This window comes from Arcicella lustrica (assembly GCF_034930985.1).
Classification (GTDB): Bacteria; Bacteroidota; Bacteroidia; order Cytophagales; family Spirosomataceae; genus Arcicella; species Arcicella lustrica.
The window spans coordinates 157,805-176,283 of record NZ_JAYGIM010000003.1 but is presented as its reverse complement, the minus strand read 5'-3'; the positions used below and the strand labels follow the sequence as shown (position 1 = coordinate 176,283).

General features: G+C 35.1%; 12 protein-coding genes. 4 read left to right on the top strand and 8 right to left on the bottom strand.

Annotation, left to right across the window (positions count from 1 at the left end; all coding sequences use genetic code 11):
* Positions 1-26 precede the first annotated feature (26 nt).
* The 3 genes from VB798_RS04115 to VB798_RS04105 all read right to left on the bottom strand — a co-directional run bounded on the left by VB798_RS04115 (position 27) and on the right by VB798_RS04105 (position 2,955).
* A complete protein-coding gene (locus VB798_RS04115; protein WP_323256261.1) occupies positions 27-848 on the bottom strand; it encodes an aminotransferase class IV in 822 nt (273 codons plus the stop codon).
* 186 nt (positions 849-1,034) lie between these two features.
* On the bottom strand, positions 1,035-1,769 hold the full coding sequence (locus VB798_RS04110) for a peptidase (RefSeq protein WP_323256259.1): 735 nt from the start codon (positions 1,767-1,769) through the stop codon (positions 1,035-1,037).
* Between the two features lie 190 nt (positions 1,770-1,959).
* On the bottom strand, positions 1,960-2,955 hold the full coding sequence (locus tag VB798_RS04105) for an alpha-E domain-containing protein (RefSeq protein ID WP_323256257.1): 996 nt from the start codon (positions 2,953-2,955) through the stop codon (positions 1,960-1,962).
* 364 nt (positions 2,956-3,319) lie between these two features.
* Here VB798_RS04105 and VB798_RS04100 point away from each other — a divergent pair, with 364 nt between their 5' ends.
* Positions 3,320-6,025 carry a TonB-dependent receptor gene (locus tag VB798_RS04100; RefSeq protein ID WP_323256255.1) on the top strand — a complete coding sequence of 902 codons (2,706 nt, stop codon included), beginning with the start codon at positions 3,320-3,322 and terminating at the stop codon, positions 6,023-6,025.
* A gap of 68 nt (positions 6,026-6,093) precedes the next feature.
* Here the strand turns inward: VB798_RS04100 and VB798_RS04095 are convergent, their stop codons facing one another.
* From VB798_RS04095 to VB798_RS04085, 3 genes are all read right to left on the bottom strand, one after another.
* Positions 6,094-7,893: an acyl-CoA dehydrogenase family protein gene (locus VB798_RS04095; RefSeq protein WP_323256253.1), complete on the bottom strand. Its 1,800-nt coding sequence runs from the start codon at positions 7,891-7,893 to the stop codon at positions 6,094-6,096.
* 130 nt (positions 7,894-8,023) lie between these two features.
* Positions 8,024-8,491: a MarR family winged helix-turn-helix transcriptional regulator gene (locus VB798_RS04090; RefSeq protein ID WP_323256251.1), complete on the bottom strand. Its 468-nt coding sequence runs from the start codon at positions 8,489-8,491 to the stop codon at positions 8,024-8,026.
* A gap of 220 nt (positions 8,492-8,711) precedes the next feature.
* Positions 8,712-9,824 carry an MFS transporter gene (locus VB798_RS04085; RefSeq protein ID WP_323256767.1) on the bottom strand — a complete coding sequence of 371 codons (1,113 nt, stop codon included), beginning with the start codon at positions 9,822-9,824 and terminating at the stop codon, positions 8,712-8,714.
* Between the two features lie 148 nt (positions 9,825-9,972).
* On the opposite strand from VB798_RS04085, the gene VB798_RS04080 reads away from it, so the two are divergent.
* A complete protein-coding gene (locus VB798_RS04080) occupies positions 9,973-10,845 on the top strand; it encodes an AraC family transcriptional regulator (RefSeq protein ID WP_323256249.1) in 873 nt (290 codons plus the stop codon).
* A 76-nt stretch (positions 10,846-10,921) separates the two neighbouring features.
* Here the strand turns inward: VB798_RS04080 and VB798_RS04075 are convergent, their stop codons facing one another.
* Both VB798_RS04075 and VB798_RS04070 read right to left on the bottom strand, forming a co-directional pair.
* Positions 10,922-11,467 carry a hypothetical protein gene (locus tag VB798_RS04075; RefSeq protein WP_323256247.1) on the bottom strand — a complete coding sequence of 182 codons (546 nt, stop codon included), beginning with the start codon at positions 11,465-11,467 and terminating at the stop codon, positions 10,922-10,924.
* Between the two features lie 263 nt (positions 11,468-11,730).
* Complete coding sequence (locus VB798_RS04070) at positions 11,731-12,963, bottom strand: ROK family protein (RefSeq protein ID WP_323256245.1); 1,233 nt, start codon at positions 12,961-12,963, stop codon at positions 11,731-11,733.
* A gap of 653 nt (positions 12,964-13,616) precedes the next feature.
* Here VB798_RS04070 and VB798_RS04065 point away from each other — a divergent pair.
* Both VB798_RS04065 and VB798_RS04060 read left to right on the top strand, forming a co-directional pair.
* On the top strand, positions 13,617-16,697 hold the full coding sequence (locus VB798_RS04065; protein ID WP_323256243.1) for a SusC/RagA family TonB-linked outer membrane protein: 3,081 nt from the start codon (positions 13,617-13,619) through the stop codon (positions 16,695-16,697).
* A 26-nt stretch (positions 16,698-16,723) separates the two neighbouring features.
* Complete coding sequence (locus VB798_RS04060) at positions 16,724-18,307, top strand: SusD/RagB family nutrient-binding outer membrane lipoprotein (protein WP_323256241.1); 1,584 nt, start codon at positions 16,724-16,726, stop codon at positions 18,305-18,307.
* Positions 18,308-18,479 lie beyond the last annotated feature (172 nt).

Genomic DNA, 18,479 nt, shown 5'->3' with positions numbered 1-18,479 from the left:
TTCATCTTAACAATTGCCTCTCTTTTTTAACTAAAATTTTTTTCATGTTCCAAGAACAAATCTTGAAGCTTCTTCGTGATTTTCCCAACTTTACCTTCGCTAAATACTGTATTGTCGGTTTGTGTAATAGCAACAATTCTTTTGGTACTTCCAGTTGTAAATACTTCGTCGGCATCGTAATATTCTTGTGTACTTAGGTCTCTTTCCTCTACTACAAAATGCCTTTTAGCGATATTCAGTACGTGTTTTCTTGTTACTCCAAACAATGCGCCATCTACAGGAGTAATAATCTTTTCGTTTTTAATGACAAAAATATTACTTCTTGAAGATTCTGAAATTAAGCCATTTTGATGATAGAGTACATCGTCTGCACCAAATGCCTTCATTTTGGCTAAAGCCCTGATGGGTGTAATATAATTTAGGGTTTTAATTTCAGGAATTTCTCTTCGGTACTCAACACTCATCAGTTTCATTCCCACATCAGCAGGTTTGAATTCAAAAGGTTTTCCCATAACGATTAAATTGGATTGTTCCGCAGGAGTATAACCATCAGCAGAGTAACCGCCCGTCATTACCATTTTCACGCCTAATAAATGTTGGGGATGTAAGCGAATGATTTCTAAAATGATATTCCTGAGTTCATCACGAGAAGCGGGAATTTTTAAACCCATTAAATTGGCAGAATTCTCAAAACGGTCGAGATGGTCTTCTATAAAAATAGCTTTTCCATCAATCGCACGAAAAAAATCAAAAATGCCATAACCTCTTAATAAACCAAGGTCACTAACATGAATATTAGCATTCTCAGCAGGAATAATTTGTCCGTTTAAAAAAATATACTCTTTCATTTTGTGGCTAATCAAAAGAATCGAAATGTATAATTATCAAATACTTGATTAATCTGATTCAGTAAATAATACTGTTCAGTCATTATAAAATTCCGAAATTAGAAGAAGGAGATGATGAATTTGAAGATGATGGATAACGAAAATAGCAAACTTGGTATATTTTAAACATACCAAGTCTGCTATCATTTATTGAACTTCACAGCTTTTTTCTAAAATATTTTGTAGCCATTCATTAGGCAAATTATCGACAGAATCTTTCAATAAAGCATTCCACTTTTTAGTTACTTCGCTCATATCATCTTTAGTCAGGCGATGTTCAATAACGTTGAAACTATCTTTTTGATAAACAATCACATCAATCGGATAATCAACATCGCTTGCACTTACTTGCGTAGCATCGAACGAAAGAAAACCTAATTTTAGGGCATCTTCTAAAGTCGTTTCATAAGATAAAGTACGATTCAACAAAGGTTTTCCATAATTAGAGTTACCAATAATTTGGTACTTTAAACCTTCGTTAATCTCAATCCAATTGCCTTCAGGAAAAATCAAAAACAATTTATGCTCATCATCATGTGGCATTTGTCCACCCACAATTGAATGCAAATTGAAATTATAACCTTCTGCTTTTAGTGTTGCTTTATCTTCTTGGGCTACTTTTCTAATCATATCACCGAAGGCATTAACAGCTTCGTACATATAGTCAAACTTGCAACCTTTTTCTTCAGTAAGTCTGTTAAAATAGATGATAGATTTATCACGGACTGATCTTAGACCGGCCGTCATGATAAAAAGAGAATGGTTACCTACTTCGTGGATAGAAACCTTTTTGTTGGAGTAAACCTCCGTACCAGCGGTAATTCTAGTGTCAGCGATAGCCACGATGCCTCCACGTACTTTAATCCCTAAACAGTATGTCATTTGCACAGTCGATAATTTGTTTGAATCAATTAGTTAATCTCTATTTTGTACAGCAACGACCAAGCGTTAAAATGCAGGTTTAATCGTACAAAATCAGGTATATGTAAAACTAATGATTCCAGCGTTTTTGTAAATAGTGGTTGGCTAGTTATAAGTAAAAATAACTAACATACAAAAGTAAAAAAACTACTTATTGTTCTACCATATTTAAGTGTATTTCTTCTTCAATTACTGGTTTTAAATCAAAATACGTTTGATAGATTGCTTTGCCAACAGCATTATTTTTTTGTTGAAATTCGTCAAGATATTGATGTAAACCCGTATCAAAAATATCTTTAATTTCAGTGAATTCTACTTCAGAACGCAATTTACTAAGTGCTTTTTCAGCAGGATTTGAATACGAAGCTGTGATAGCAGTACCTGATATTTCGTACAATGATAATTCTGCCTGACGAATGCAGTGCATTACCGAGCGAGGGAATTTTTTATCGAGTAATAAAAAATCGACAATAGCTGTCGGATTCATCACTTGATACTGTTGACGAAACATATTGTAAGCACTCACCGATTTTAATACAGATGACCAAAGCATCAAATCAAGTGGTGAACCTACTGCACCAATTTCTGGCAAAAGTGTAAAGTATTTTACATCCAAGAATCTTGTCGTTTTATCAGCACGTTCTATCAACCTGCCCAAACGCCCAAAATGCCAACCTTCGCCTCTGGTAATGGTTGAATCAACAATACCATAAAACAATTGGCTACCAGTTTTGATGTTCTCTAAAAAACCTTGGTATCTTGCCAATTCCCATGACTTACTTTCGGCAGCAGCATCTTTTACTGTCCAATAAATTTGATTGACGTATTCCCACATTTCACGAGAGATACTCTCACGAATGGTTCTTGCATTTTCACGAGCTTCAAGCAAACAGGATAAAATCGAGTTTGGATTTTTTACATCAAAAGCCATAAAATACAATACGTTTTCACGAGTAGGCGCATCATAATGCTTTTGGAAGATATAATTATCGGCCGTGGCAATAATCAGCGGTTCCCACTGTTCAGGTACGTCAGGAGGTAAGTCAAGTGCTAAATTGAAGTTTACCGAAATAAAACGGGCATAATTATCGGCACGTTCGATGTACCGATTCATCCAATAGATAGAATTTGCTACTCTGCTAAGCATACATTATGGGTTTAATGCGTTAATGGGAAATTTATGAAAACAATTTTACTTCACTAAAGGTTGATTTGCGATACTATATGAAGTTGAAATTGACATTTTCTTGAAAATTACGTATTCATAAAATTAGAAGAAAAATCTATTTAATCAACACCTTCCGATGGATTTTAGCAAGTTTAAATGGTTTTCAATATTGTGCTCTTTTTTTAGTTATATTTTTCCTTAGAAAATAATTATTCCTTTTTTCAAACTTCATAAATAAAAAAAAGAGGTTATATGAAAATATCGTTTTTATGTTATATTGCAAATAGTTATTTAGCTTTTAGTTAAAATAACCAAATTAATATTAATCTTTTCTAAAAAACACATGAAAAAAATTTTTCTACTTACAATTCTAGCGATGCTAGGATTTAGGGGGCTAAACTATGCCCAAGACAAAACGCTGACTGGAAAGGTCAAAGATGCGAAGGATGGTTCCGTATTAGCCGGAGCTTCAGTTGTTGCCAAAGGAACATCAATCGGAACGGTAACGAACAGCTTAGGAGAATTTACGCTGAAAGTACCCGTCTCGGTGTCTGTCTTAACAGTATCATTTATTGGTTATGCTTCCAAAGATGTGCCTGTTGGTACTGGTGTTTTGAATGTTTCGCTTGATGTTGCTAGTAATCAGTTAGAAGAGGTGGTGATTTCAACGGGTAGTCGAAATTCTAAAAGAACGATGACCGACACGCCGCTTCCCATTGATATTCTTTCTGCGGCAGATTTGAAAACTACTGGACAAACTTCTTTCGACAAAGCGCTTCAATACCGAGTACCATCTTTCAACACGGTGAATACTCCTGTAAATGATGCTACTTCTTTACTTGACCCTTATGAAATTAGAAACATGGGTCCAAGCCGTACCTTAATTTTGATTAATGGGAAACGTAAAAACACAAGTGCTTTGATGTACATTCAGACTTCGCCTGGTCGTGGGGAATCGGGTGCTGATATTTCGGCGATTCCACAACAAGCGATTAAACGTGTTGAGATTTTGCGTGATGGTGCATCTGCTCAATATGGTTCTGATGCGATTGCAGGTGTAATGAACATTATCTTGAAAGATAAATTTGATTATGGTTCGGCTACGCTTACAATGGGTGTTACTGCTAAAGGAGATGGAAAACACATTGGTTTTTCGGTGAATAATGGATCAAATTTTGAAAAAGGATATATCAATTACACGATTGATTTTAGTCGCACAACTTTGGCGAATCGTCCGGGTACAGTGAGTGCCGAAGCTGAAGCTGATGCAAGCTTGGGTTTTGATGCTCCCTTGGCACAAGTAAAGAGTTTCTTGGCACTTAAACCTGATGCTGGTAACATCAATGGTCAGCCAGAAAATACGGCTGCAAAATTCTTAGTGAATGGTGGATATTCAGTGGGCGAAAAAGCAGAATTGTATTACACTGCGGCTTATGTGTATAAAAGAGTAAACAGTTTTGCGAATTATCGTACTCCGTATTGGCGACCAACTGACAATGGACTTTTAACCCCAGCAGGACAACCTTATTTAGGTTATGTACCTACTTTCCAAGGAGATTTGAATGATTATACTGCAACCATCGGCGTTAAAAGTGAAACAAATGGTTGGAAAACAGATTTAAGTTTTACAACGGGTGGAAACAAACAATTATATACTGTTTCGAATTCTGTAAACAGAAGTTTAGGTAAAGGATCGCCTACTTATTTTAAACCGGGTGGATATGAGTTTAGCCACAACGTTGGGAATATTGATGTTTCTAAACAAGTAAATGATAAGTTGAGCCTTTCGTTTGGTTCTGAGTTTCGTGCAGAAACCTTTACTGTTTTTGTAGGAGATACTTCTTCTTATGTTGGTTCTGGTGCGGATTCTTTTCCGGGAACTACACCGAACAATGCAGGAACAAATACTCGTTTTAACTTTGGTGGATACGTAGATTTAGGATATGATATTACTGATGAATTTTTAGTAAATGGTACTTTACGTTCAGAACACTACAGCGATTTTGGTGATGCGACAGTTTATAAAATTAGTTCACGTTATAAATTTAGTGATAAAGTAACATTGCGTGGTTCTTATTCTACTGGTTTCCGTGCACCTTTATTACACCAAATTTATCAACAACAAGCACAAGCTAGTTTTGTGCCGGGTCAAGGAATTCAAACAAAAGGTGTTGTAAATAATGTAAGTCCACAAGCTTTTGCTTTAGGAGTACCAAAATTAACTCCCGAAAAATCAACCAACTTTACTGTAGGTTTAGGCTTGAATCCAACGAAAAACCTAAGTGTTACGTTAGACTATTACAATATCAAAGTAAAAGACCGTATCGTCTTAGGTTCTGAAATTGCAGGAACAGATGCAGGAAACACAGCTTTAGATAATATTTTGACATCAAACGGTATTGTTGCAGTAAGTTTCTTTGCAAATGCGTTGAATACAACTACTTCTGGGCTTGATTTTGTAGTTTCTCAGAAGAATATTGAATTAGGAATGGGAAAATTGGGAATCAATTTAGCAGGTAATTATACTTTCGAAAATAAATATACTTCAATCAACAACCCGAAATTGATTGCTGATGCTGGCAAATCAATTTTTGATAGAACACAAGATGCTTTATTGTTTTCATCTCGTCCAAAATACAAAGTAATTCTTGGATTCGATTATTTAATCAAAGGCATTAATATCAATTTGAATAATACTTTATTTGGAAAAACTCGTTTTCATCAAAATGGCTTAGACGCTAATACTGATACAGAGTTTACTCCAGCAGTCGTTTCTGATTTAGCAATTAGTATTCCTTTCTCATCAAAAACTACTTTTACATTTAACGTCAACAATGTGTTGAATGTATTACCAAAATGGGATTTTATTGACCTTAAAACAGGCGCTAAAACACGTTACGATGCTAACAACAACGTACCATCTGCAAAATATTACGAACAATATAATTTAATCACTTTCAACGGACGTTATTCAAGAGTTACTTATGATGGTTCTCAGTTTAGCCAATTAGGTACTATTTTTAACGCAAGTTTGAATATTAAATTCTAATTCATTAATAACTAAAAGAGGTCTTTACTCGTCGAGTAAAGACCTCTTTTGTATATCAAGTAATGTTGCTAAAAAACATAACTATTTTTTTCAATAGATGCTTCAGCAATTCTTCTGCGAGCATCTTTGAGATTCATCGGTTCTATTTTTGTAAAACGTTTTAAGCCCATTAGCATTACACGGAGTTCATCGCCTTCGGCAAAACTTGTAATGGCAGATTTTCCTGCATTATTTGTTTTCTCTACTGCGCTATGTAAATAGATTAATGCGGCATCTTTTTGTAAAGTACAAGCTGCTTCGCCACGTACTGATATTAATTTTTCAACTCTTAGTAGCGTCGATTCTGCGATATAAAGTTCTATCATCATGTCAGCCAAATTCATAATGATTTCTTGTTCTTGTTCAAACTTCATCATGAATTTTTGTAATGCTGCACCAGCCACCATCAAAATGGCTTTTTTCATATTTTTTATTACTTTTTTCTCTGCGATGAAAATACCCTCTTCATCAGAAATACTAAAATCTGGTATCGACATAATCTCTTTGCCAACTTCCATCGCCGCAGGCATTAAGTTGATTTCGCCTTTCATGGCACGTTTTACAACTGTTCCTACAGAAAGCAAACGGTTGATTTCATTAGTACCTTCAAAAATTCTGTTAATTCTAGAATCTCTGTAAGCTCTATCCATTGGTGCTTCGGCTGAGAAGCCCATTCCACCATAAATTTGTACTCCTTCATCAACAATAAAATCCAATACTTCTGAACCATGTACTTTAAGCATGGCACATTCTATGGCAAATTGTTCAACGCCTTTTAGTTTTGCTTGAGATGACTCTACGCCACTTGCTAATAAATCTTCAATGGCATCGTCAATATTTTGTCCTGCACGATAACAAGCTGATTCTGAAGCAAATACTTTTACATTCATCTCGGAAATTTTATGTTTGATTGCTCCGAAGTTGCTGATTGAAGTACCAAATTGCTTGCGTTCGTTGGCATAATTAACAGCTTTACCAATAATCCCTTTAGAAGCACCGACAACTGCAGAGGCTAATTTGATACGACCAATGTTCAAAATATTTACCGCAATCTTAAAGCCTCCTTCACGAGTATAAAGCTGATTTTCAACAGGTACTTTACAATCATTAAAGAAGATTTGACGAGTAGATGAACCTTTGATGCCCATTTTTCGCTCTTCTTCGTTCATTGTAATACCACCAAAATCTTTTTCAACAATAAAGGCCGTTAACGATTTATCGTTATCAATTTTAGCGAAAACAATAAATAAATCAGCAAAACCACCGTTTGTTATCCACATTTTTTGTCCGTTGATGATATAATGTTTACCATCTTCCGATAATTCAGCTTTGGTTTTTCCAGAATTTGCATCCGAACCTGAATCTGGCTCAGTTAAACAATAAGCGGCTTTCCATTCGCCAGTGGCTAATCTTGGTAAGTATTTGGTTTTTTGCTCTTCGTTACCATAATACAAAATAGGCAAAGTACCAATACCAGTATGTGCTGACAAGGCTACCGAAAAAGAATGCCCACCACCACAAGCCTCAGCTACCAACATTGAAGTATTGAAATTCATCCCAAAACCACCATATTCTTCTGGAATAGCCGTTCCCAATAGACCTAGCTCGCCAGCTTTATCCATTAGTTCAACCATCAAATCGGTATTTTTGGCGTAATCTATATCGTCTAAACGTGGATGTACTTCTGTACGAAGGAAATCCAAGCAAGTTTGGGCAATCATTTGTTGCTCTTCTGTAAAATCTTCAGGAGTGAAAATTTGCGAAGCGTCGATGTCTTTAATTAAAAACTCGCCTCCTTTGATGGAAGCTTTATTAGCTGTGATTGTCATGTCTTTATCAATTTAATCTGAATAAAAGCCTAAAATATGATGCTTACGTACTATTTTATGTAAAGATAAGCAATAAAAAAAATGTTATGCAAGCATAACATTTAAAATAATTTCATTCCAGATTTTTTCTTTAGATAAACTCATCTTCGCCAATGTTATCGGCTTTATAACCAGCAGTATCGATATCTACAACTTCGCTGATTTTTTCCATGACTTCAAAGAAAATCTCTAATTTTTCAGCACCAATTTTTTCATAAATCGCATTGTTGAAAATTAATACGCCTTCACGAGCTTTATCTCTTTTGCGTTTGCCTTCTTCGGTAAGATATACCTTTACTACTCTTCGGTCTTCTTCATCGGTTTCTCTTCTAATCCATTTTTTGTCTTCCAAAGATTTTAGCATTCTGGTTAAACTTCGTGGTTCTAAGCCTAAAGCAGGGGCAATTTTGGTAGCAGGAGTTCCTTTTTTGTCGATATTCAATAATACATAACCAATAGCCATTGTCATGTCGAATGGTGCTGCAAAAGAATTGTACATTCTACTGATGGCATGCCAACCTGATTTTATGTGATAATCTACGGTTTTATCTGCTTTCATATTGGATGAATTGTTTATAAAAACTTAAGATACAGTATTAGGGAAATTTTAATTGAATGTTATGCTTTGCATAATATGGTAAAAATGGTAAAGAAAAAATTGTTCTGCAAGCATACTACTAAAATAATCATGAAAAATATTTAATAAAAATGCCATTTTCCCATGAAATAAATTCATAGAAAAATGGCAAGAAATTAATGCTGATGTTTATGATATGCTTTTAATTTCTACGTTTAAATAGATAGAATACAATAATCCCAATAGCTAGAAACCAGATTCCTGCAAATGCGGTGTATTCCATTCTTCCGTATTTTATAATAGCCGCTCCACCTACTATAGCACCCATCGCATTACCAAGGTTGAAAGCAAGTTGTCCAAGAGCACCTCCCATCATTTCACCACCTTTTGAACTCAGAAAAAATAATTGTTGAATTGGTGCCGAAAGTCCAAAAAAGCAAGAGGCTCCTATACACAGCATTGTTAATGAAACTATAGGTTGGTTACCCCACATGTATAAGGTAACTAATGCCAACGCTAATACTATTTGTAAATAAATGGTTGTTGTTTTAGGGCTAAATTTATCAGAAAGTTTTCCGCCTAGATAATTACCAATGCACATGCTTCCTCCCGACAAAATCATCAATAATGGCATAAATTTCACATCTATTTTGGTTACATCTGTCATAAAAGGGTTAATATAGCTATACCACGCAAAGATTCCAGTATTGATAAGTACCGTAACGATAATCATAAGCCAAGGATTTAGTTTTCTTAAAAACCTAAATTGTTCCCAAACCTTTGTTTTGGGTAGCGGAGGAAGCTCTGGAATCCATTGATAAATGAAATAAATAGAGAATAATCCAATAATTGCATTTAAAAGGAAAAGAACTCGCCATGAAATATAGTGACCTATTAGGTTTCCGAGGGGTACACCCAGTAAATTTGCAACCGTCATGCCCATCATTACTGTTGCTACTGCCGAGGTACCTTTTCCATCGTCAGCTAGTTTGTTGGCTACAATGGCAGCCACTCCAAAAAAAGCTCCATGTGGTAAACCTGAAAAAAATCGTCCAATGATAGTTAGTAAATAGACATTACTAACAGCCGTCAGTAAGCTTCCTAGCACAAAAATACTCAGTAATATTACTAAAATTGTACGCAGTTTTAAGTTACGTGTAATCGTAATGAGTAGGGGAGCTCCTGCACAAACTCCCAGAGCGTAAAAAGCTATTAAATTCCCCGCTTTTGATATAGAAATATTTAACCCTTCGGCTGCGTCAGGCAAGATACTCATCATTAAGAACTCTGCCATCCCAAAAGCAAATGCTCCCATCGACAAAGCATATATGTTTTTTTTCATTTTAATAAAGTAAGTATTTAAAATAGGATGCAAAAGAACCAAAATCATAGCCATTTAGATTGTTCTGGATTACTCAATTATTGTCTTATTTTTGTATTATTACTAATTTAAAGGCTTCGCAATGACCGATAAAGTGAAATTTGAACAAATAGATGCTGATTTTCAAGCTTCATACCGTTATGTCTGTTCAAAGAAGAACTATAAGGAGGAAATTTCCCTGCACTTTCATCCAGAAATTGAAATATTATATGTTAAAAAAGGATCGGGTTACCGTATGGTGGGCGATTTTGTAGAATCTTTCAATGAAGGAGAGGTTATTTTTGCTCCACCAAACCTGCCACATTGTTGGATGTTCGATCCTCAGACCTGTAATCCTGATGGATCCAGAGAAGTGTTGTTTGTACAGTTTCACCCTTCGTTTTTAAGTAATGGGCTAGCTTTTTTTAGTGAATGGGTTTCTTTAGTAAACAGATTGCGCTCTATTCAACATGGCGTGAGGATAGTGGGTGAAACGGCTGAAAAGATAATCATCATATTAAAAAAAATGCAACATGAGGGTAGTATCACCAGACTGACGTCATTGATGAAACTTATAAGTTTATTAAGTAAACAAGAAGATTTTTTAATAATTGGTCCCGCCAACAAGGTGTCAAATGGTATTAGCAAAAATATGAAGCGCATGCAGATCATTGTAAAATACATCATGGAAAACTACAATGAAAAAATTTCTCTGGAAAAAATTGCAGCAATAGCCTCGATGAGTCCCGCAGCTTTTTGCTCTTTTTTTAAGAAGGAAACTGGAAAAACATTTACTACTTATATCAATGAATATCGTTTAGGAATGGTCTGTTCCATACTAGATACTTTCCCTGATACCAAAATTAATGAAGCAGCATGGAAATGTGGTTTTGCGGATATTAATTACTTTAATAGATACTTTAAGAAAGCAAAAGGAGTTAGCCCACAAATTTGGATGAGGTCTTCTATAAGATAGATACCAATGTGATATAAATAAAAAGAGCAAGCCTTTTTGAGCTTACTCTTCAATGAATATTGTTATAATCTGAGATTTATTTATACTGCGACTTTATTTTATTCCCTTTCATTCTTCTTACTTTTACCTTCATATTGGTAAAAACACTTCTTGAAAGCATAATGCGTACTCTTGGTTTTTTGTAGATTACTAAGTATTTACTTCCTTCGTAATCTATGCGAGAAAACATAGGACTACCATTATTGTCAACCAATTGATAAAAGTATTCTCCTTTTTCACCCGCTACAGGCCCAAACCTTAATGAACTTTCTTCATTACTTTTTTCAAAAGCAATCATTAAATGTCCATTATTTTCAGTTTGTACAATACCGGGAGTATTTTTTTCCAAAGCAATTCTATTGATGTATCTACCATTTTTAAAAACTACTTTCCCAGACTTGATATTGGCATCTGAAGAAGGTACTTCCCTTTCTAGGTAAAGTGGATTGTCATTATAAAATTGTATTCGAGTGAGGTCAAGTTCATTTTCTTGAAGTTGGTGCATTAATGAACCCGTCAAATAAACATTTTTTTGACAGCTTGCTAAAGTTATAACACAGATGATAAATAGAATCTTTTTCATTACTCTGGCGAATTAGAATGGAGGCGTGACCATAAAAATACTCAAAAAGTTAATCAAAATCCAAATTTACAGTGATTATCAGCATGATAAATAATTTACAGGTGAAAAAGAAGGAAATTAAGAGTATACTTGATGATATTTTATTGGATTAATTCAAAATGGATAAGCAGAATAGAAGTTAGGTGCACGAATACAAAAAGCAATTTAAGTATATCATAGTCAACAGAAACCATGATATACTTAAACTTTATGAATGAGTATGATTATGAAACCATAATATTTTCGATTAGATATACTTGTGTACCAAGCATTCTGGCAGACTCGCCCAAAGTGGAAATCTCGATACTTAAATTACTTTTAAAATCTACCAAACAGTATTTATTGATAGCTTGCTCGATTGGGTTACTGATAAATCTGCCTGCTTTAGCCAGAATTCCATTAACAACAATCGCTTCTGGATTAAACAAATGTACTGCTATTGAAAGCCCTTTTCCCATTTCTTTACCAATATCATACAGTAAATCAATCGCTAGGGCATCGCCACCGTTGGCAACTTTGATGACGAATTCTATATCAATTTCTTCAAGATTTGTTTTTGCTAATTTAGAGACTTTCCCTTCTTTCAGACATTCTTTAATTCTACGTATTAAGGAAGCTGCTGAAGTAAGGGTGTCCAAGCAACCTACTTTTCCACAATGGCAAAGTTCTCCGTTTTCTTTTACTTGAATATGCCCAAGTTCACCAGCGAAACCATTTGAACCTTGAAATACCTTTCCATTTAATACAATTCCTAAACCAACGCCACCCCAGTCCATATTAACAGAGAAAACATTTTGCATTCCTTTAGCCAAGCCAAATTGATTTTCACCAATTATAGTGGCTTGAGTATCATTAATAAGATAAAAAGGTAATGAAAAACTATTTTCAAGCCATTCAATCATTGACTGCGTTTCAGGATTTACTCTTCTGTAAGTATAATTGAAACCACTTCTTGGATTAATTAAGCCCGGCATCGAAATCCCAATTCCGATAAGCTCACTAAGACCAATGCCGTACTTCGCTACAATTTCGTTGATTGAAGCAGCAATTTTATTTAAAATAAGCGGACTGTCCTCTAAACAAAAATGCAAATCTTCTTCAAAGAGAACTTGATTTTGCAAGTTGAGGATGGCAGCCTTGGAACGATGCACAGCAATATCCAATATAATAGTATATCGATTCTTGGGATTCAATGAATATAGAATAGGTTTCCTACCAAATTGTGCTTCGGCAGGACCAATTTCAATAATCCAATGCTCATCCATCAACTCCTCTAATAAAGCCGTAACCGAAGGCACACTAGAGTGTATCTCCTTAGTTAATTGAGCGATGGTTTTATTGCCATTAAAGTATAAGTCTTGTAATATTTTACGTCTTAAACTATTTTTCTTCTTATCGACAATCGATTCTTTATCAAATACTTCTAATTCAGAAGGTTCTATGGAAGTGAAAGACATGTTTTAATCAATGGAGTTTATGTGAAAAATAAGGTTATCAATTTTGAGCATAATCAACCCTGTAAATCTTCCTAGAAAGGCTTCTTTACTGAGCTAAAAAGCGATAGTTAAAATGGTTTCATTACAAAAGAACAAAAAAATAAATTTCCTTACAACCGAGTTGTCAGGAATGTAAATAATTCGTTCTTTAATTTTTAATATTTTTTACTAATTAATATTTTGTAAAAATATGATGTAGGTTTGAATTTTTCTCAAAATAGGCAATATATTTCCGTTTTAAAGAAAATTTTGCATTTTTTTTTAGATTTTTTAATAATTTTGGTCAACACTTACAGTATTTTCTTATATTTATTAACTTTTTAATCAAAAAGAGGAAATGAGATATTTTAAATAAAATTATTATATGTTAAATATATGTAAATTTAATTTAAGAAATAGTCTTATTTTGATGAATAATATTAAATAAATTTGCTTGTAATATAAAAAAATAGAGGTGGGCTGTGCAACTGAAATAATCAATTGAATGTCAAATTAATTAATAATATAGTCATGTACACAAAAACCCAAGTCCCGCCCTGAAGCCATCTGTTAAGTATTTTGGCCAAGGTCATGTTTATTAAAAAAGTCTATTTTTCACTGTAATCTTAAAAAAAATGAAAGCATGCAAAAGTAATTTTACAATGTTAATTACTGCATTACTACTCTTTTCAAGCTCGCAACTTTTTGCGCAAGCGATAAAAGGTAAAGTAACCGACAGTAATCAATCTGCCCTGGTAGGGGTTAACATCCTTCTTAAAGGAACTGCCAAAGGAACAGTAACCGATGTTTCGGGTAACTATAGTATTAATGTTCCTAAAGGTGGTATTTTAATTTTTCGCTCGTTAGGGTTTGCTACTAAAGAAGTAGAAGTTGGTGATCGTACAGTTGTTGATGTTGTTTTGGACGCTAAGGCTGAAAGTCTTGATGAGGTAGTAGTAACAGCCTTGGGTGTTCAGAAAGACAAAAAAGCGCTTGGTTATGCTGTAACTGAGCTAAAAGGTGGCGAATTTACACAAGCTCGTGAATTAAACCTTGGTAATGCTCTTTCTGGTAAAATTGCAGGGGTAAACGCTACAAGTACAGCTACTGGTCCTGGTGGTTCTAGCCGTGTAATCATTCGTGGTAATGGTTCTTTGGGTGGTAATAACCAACCTTTGTATGTTATCAACGGGGTACCTATTGACAATACTAACGTAAACTCTGCTGGTATGTGGGGCGGTTTCGATACTGGTGATGGTTTGAACTCAATCAACCCAGACGATATCGAATCTGTTACTGTATTAAAAGGTGGTGCATCTGCTGCTTTATATGGTTTCCGTGCTGGTAGTGGTGTAATTTTAATTACAACTAAAAGTGGTAAAGGGCAAAAAGGTTTAGGTGTTGATTTCAATTCAACTTATACTGCTGAAGTGCCATTGAAATTGTCTGATTATCAATACCAATATGGTGCTGGTACACGTGGTGCGAAACCAACTACAGTTGACGAAGCACTTGCTGCTGGAAGAATGTCTTGGGGTGCTAAGTTAGATGGTTCTCCTGTAATTCAAGCTGATGGTGTTTCTCGTCCTTATGTAGCTCAAAAAGATAACATCAAGAATTTCTATAATGTAGGTAGTACATTCTCTAATACTTTGGCTGTATCTGGTGGTAACAAGGATTTAAACTTCCGTTTCTCTATGTCGAATGCAGACTCGAAAAGTGTAGTGCCTAACTCAACTTTTGGTCGTAAATCATTTAACTTAAGTACTAATGGAAGACTTTCTAATAAACTTGTATTTGAAAGTGTTGTGCAGTACAATCTTGAAAAAGGCGAAAATCGCTCTTTCTTGTCTGATACCCCTAAAAACCCTAACGTAGCAGCGCAATTATTGGCTACAAGTATTGATATTCGTACTTTAGCTCCAGGAGTTGATAGCCGTGGCTATGAATCTCTTTGGAATGATAACGTGTATGCTCAAAACCCATATTTTGCTACTACAAAAGTAAAAAACACAGATGATCGCAACCGTTTCATGGGATCTTTCAACTTGCGTTATAACTTCAACGATAATTTCTATGCAAAAGGTCGTTTAGGTACAGATTATAACCAATTGAAATTCTGGCAAATAGAGCCTACAGGTCTAGCTTATAGTACACAAGGTAGCATGAGTCAAAGTGAACGTAAGATTATAGAAACGAATGCTGAAGTAATTGTAGGTTTCCAAAAAGAATTTAGTGATTTTTCAGTTAACGCTTTTGTTGGGGGTAACAAGATGTTAAGAACTAATGAAGCTACAGGTATTAGTGGTAGCCAGTTCAACGTTCCATTCAATTATTTCCCAAGTAACTTGATTTCAAGTAACTGGAATTATGAATATAGTAAAATTGCTGTGAACTCGGTTTATGGCTCGGCTGACTTTTCTTACAAAAATTTATTGTTCTTGACGCTAACAGGCCGTAATGACTGGTTCTCTACATTAGCACTTAGTAATAATAACATTTTTTATCCAGGGGTAAGTACAGGTTTTGTTTTCTCTGATGCTTTAGCTTCTCGTCCAAATTGGTTGACTTATGGTAAAGTACGTGCTTCTTATGCAACTGTAGGTGGTGGCTATCCAGGTGCTTATGCTTTGAACTTGCCATATACTTTACAATCGAACCCATATTTCTCATATCCATTGATGAATATTGGTAGCAACACAATTCCAAACTCAACGTTGAAACCAAACTCTACTACTACTTCTGAATTAGGATTTGAATTGAAAACTTTGGATAATAGATTAGGAATCGATTTGACATTATATAACCGTGTCACTACGAATGATGCTGTTAAAGCTTCTGTTTCTTCAGCAAGTGGTTACCAAGATGTATTATTGAACGTAGGTCGTGTTGAGAACAAAGGAGTTGAGGTGTTATTAACTGGTAATCCAGTAAGAACAAGTTCATTCAAATGGGATGTTAGTTACAACTTTGCCTATAATGATAACAAAGTAGTAACAATTGCTCCAGGTTTGAAAACACTTTCTATGGACGAATCTAGAACTCGTAACGGTTATATCTACAACTTTGAAGGTCAGCCATTCGGTATGATTGCTGGTTATAGAGCTAAGAGAGATGCTGCTGGAAATATCGTTTTTAACAAAGCTACAGGTTTGCCAATTCAAGGAGAGTTTACTCAATTGGGTAGAGGTGTACCTCCAGTAACAATGGGTTTAACTAACTCGTTTAGCTATAAAAACTTCAACATGAGTTTCTTGATTGATGCTAAATTCGGAGCTTCATTGTATTCTGCAACGAATGCTTTTGCTACTAGATTTGGTTTGGCTCAAAGAACTGTTGAAAATGGTATCAGAGAAACAGGAGTAACAGTTAAAGGTGTTGATGAAAATGGTGAGGCGTTTACTAAAACTATCTCAGCTCAAGATTACTTCACTGGAATCTCAACTACTATCACGGATGAATTTGTTTATAATGCTAATTACGCAAAGTTGAGACAATTGACATTTGGTTACACATTCCCTAAATCAGTATTGGGTAAATCACCAATTCAATCATTGAGTATCTCTTTTGTAGCTCGTAACTTGTTGATGTTGTTCAACAACGTGCCAAATGTTGACCCAGAATCTACTTACAACAACGGTAACGCTCAAGGTTTAGAAATGTTTGGTGTGCCAACTACTCGTAGTTTCGGCTTGAACTTAATGGCTAAATTCTAGTTTTTTTACTCAAAACTTTTGAAATAATGATTAGATATATAAAACAAAAAAGAGGATTAATGCTAACAGGTATGCTAACGGCAGCCTCATTGTTAGCAACATCATGCGATAGTGGTTTCGAAGAAATGAACAAGAATCCTAACGCTCTTACTGACCCAGTTTTAGAAAACTTGTTTACTTATAACATTGTTAAAACTGCAGGTACTGGATACGAAAACCATCGTGCTAATTTAATTTACTGTGGTGCAATGATTCAACATTTTGCTTCATTGAACACTTACTGGTCTGGCGATAAATACTTATCGAACGTTGAATATTACAGTGCTTATTTCGATACTGGTTACCAAAACCAAGTAAAAGAAATTGAGCAAATTGTATCTTTAACAAAAGATAATACAGCTTTAAGCAATAAGTATAACATTGCTAGAATCTGGAGAGCTTATATCTATAGCCGTATGACTGACCTTTATGGTGATATTCCTTACTCTGAGGCTGGTAAAGGTTATTTGTCTAACGTGTATTCTCCTAAATATGACAAACAAGCAGATATTTATGCGGATTTATTGAAAGAATTAGAAGCTGCTGGTGGTGCTTTAGATGCTTCTAAAGCAACTTATGGTGCTGCTGACCCTGTATATGGTGGCGACGTAGCAAAATGGAAACGTTTTGCGAACTCTCTAATGCTTCGTTTGGGAATGCGTTTAACTAAAGTTGATGCGGCTTCTGCACAAACTTGGGTGAAAAAAGCTATCGCTGCTGGTGTAATGCAAAGTAATGATGATCTTGCTAAGATTAATCATCAAAATACCAACGATAACAATCGTAACTTAGATGGTAATACCTTGAGAACACAAGAGTATGATGCTGCTAACTTAAAAGGTAAAGCTAATAGCAAATTGAGTAGTACTTTTGTTTCTTTCTTGAAAAACAATGATGACCCTCGTTTGCCATACATTGCTACTTTGTGGCAAGGGAATGCTGATGCTACACAATTAGCAACAAGTTCACTTCCTGCTGTACAAAAAGGCTTACCAAATGGTTATGACGTTACGACAATCAAAACGTTGATTCCTACTTGGGGTGATAACTCTTTGGCTGAATATTCTGAAGCAAACCTAAACTATATCGCTAGTCCAGCAGCTCCAACAGTATTCCAAACTTATGCAGAAGTTGAGTACTTATTGGCTGAAGCAGCAGTTCGTGGTTGGGGCGATGGCCAAGCGGCTACTCACTACAACAAAGGTGTTACAGCGGCTATGAAAATGTTTAGTTTATATGGTGCAACTATTTCTGATGCGGCTGTTACAGCTTATTTGACAGCTCATCCATATACTGCTACCACTACAGATACTCAGATGCAACAAATCCATACACAATATTGGGCTGTTAACTTCTTGAACTCTTACGAAGCGTATGCAAACTGGAGACGTACTGGATACCCAGTATTGACTCCGACTAACTACGTAGGTAATGAAACTGGTGGTGTTATTCCTCGCCGTTTGAAATACCCTCAGTCGGAAGCAAGTAAAAATGCTACTCAGTACAATGCTGCAATTGCTCAACAAGGAGCTGATTTATTTACTACTCGTATGTGGTGGGATAAACAATAATTTGGCTTTTGGTCTTTAGGTTTAACCTATAGACCAAAGTACTGTTAAAATTTTAAAGCTATTATCAAAATGCCTCTGTTTACGGAGGCATTTTGAATAATAGAGAAGTTCAAAATTTTGGTATCTTAATTATATTAACTTATATTTTGATTTTTAATATTCCCTAACTGAT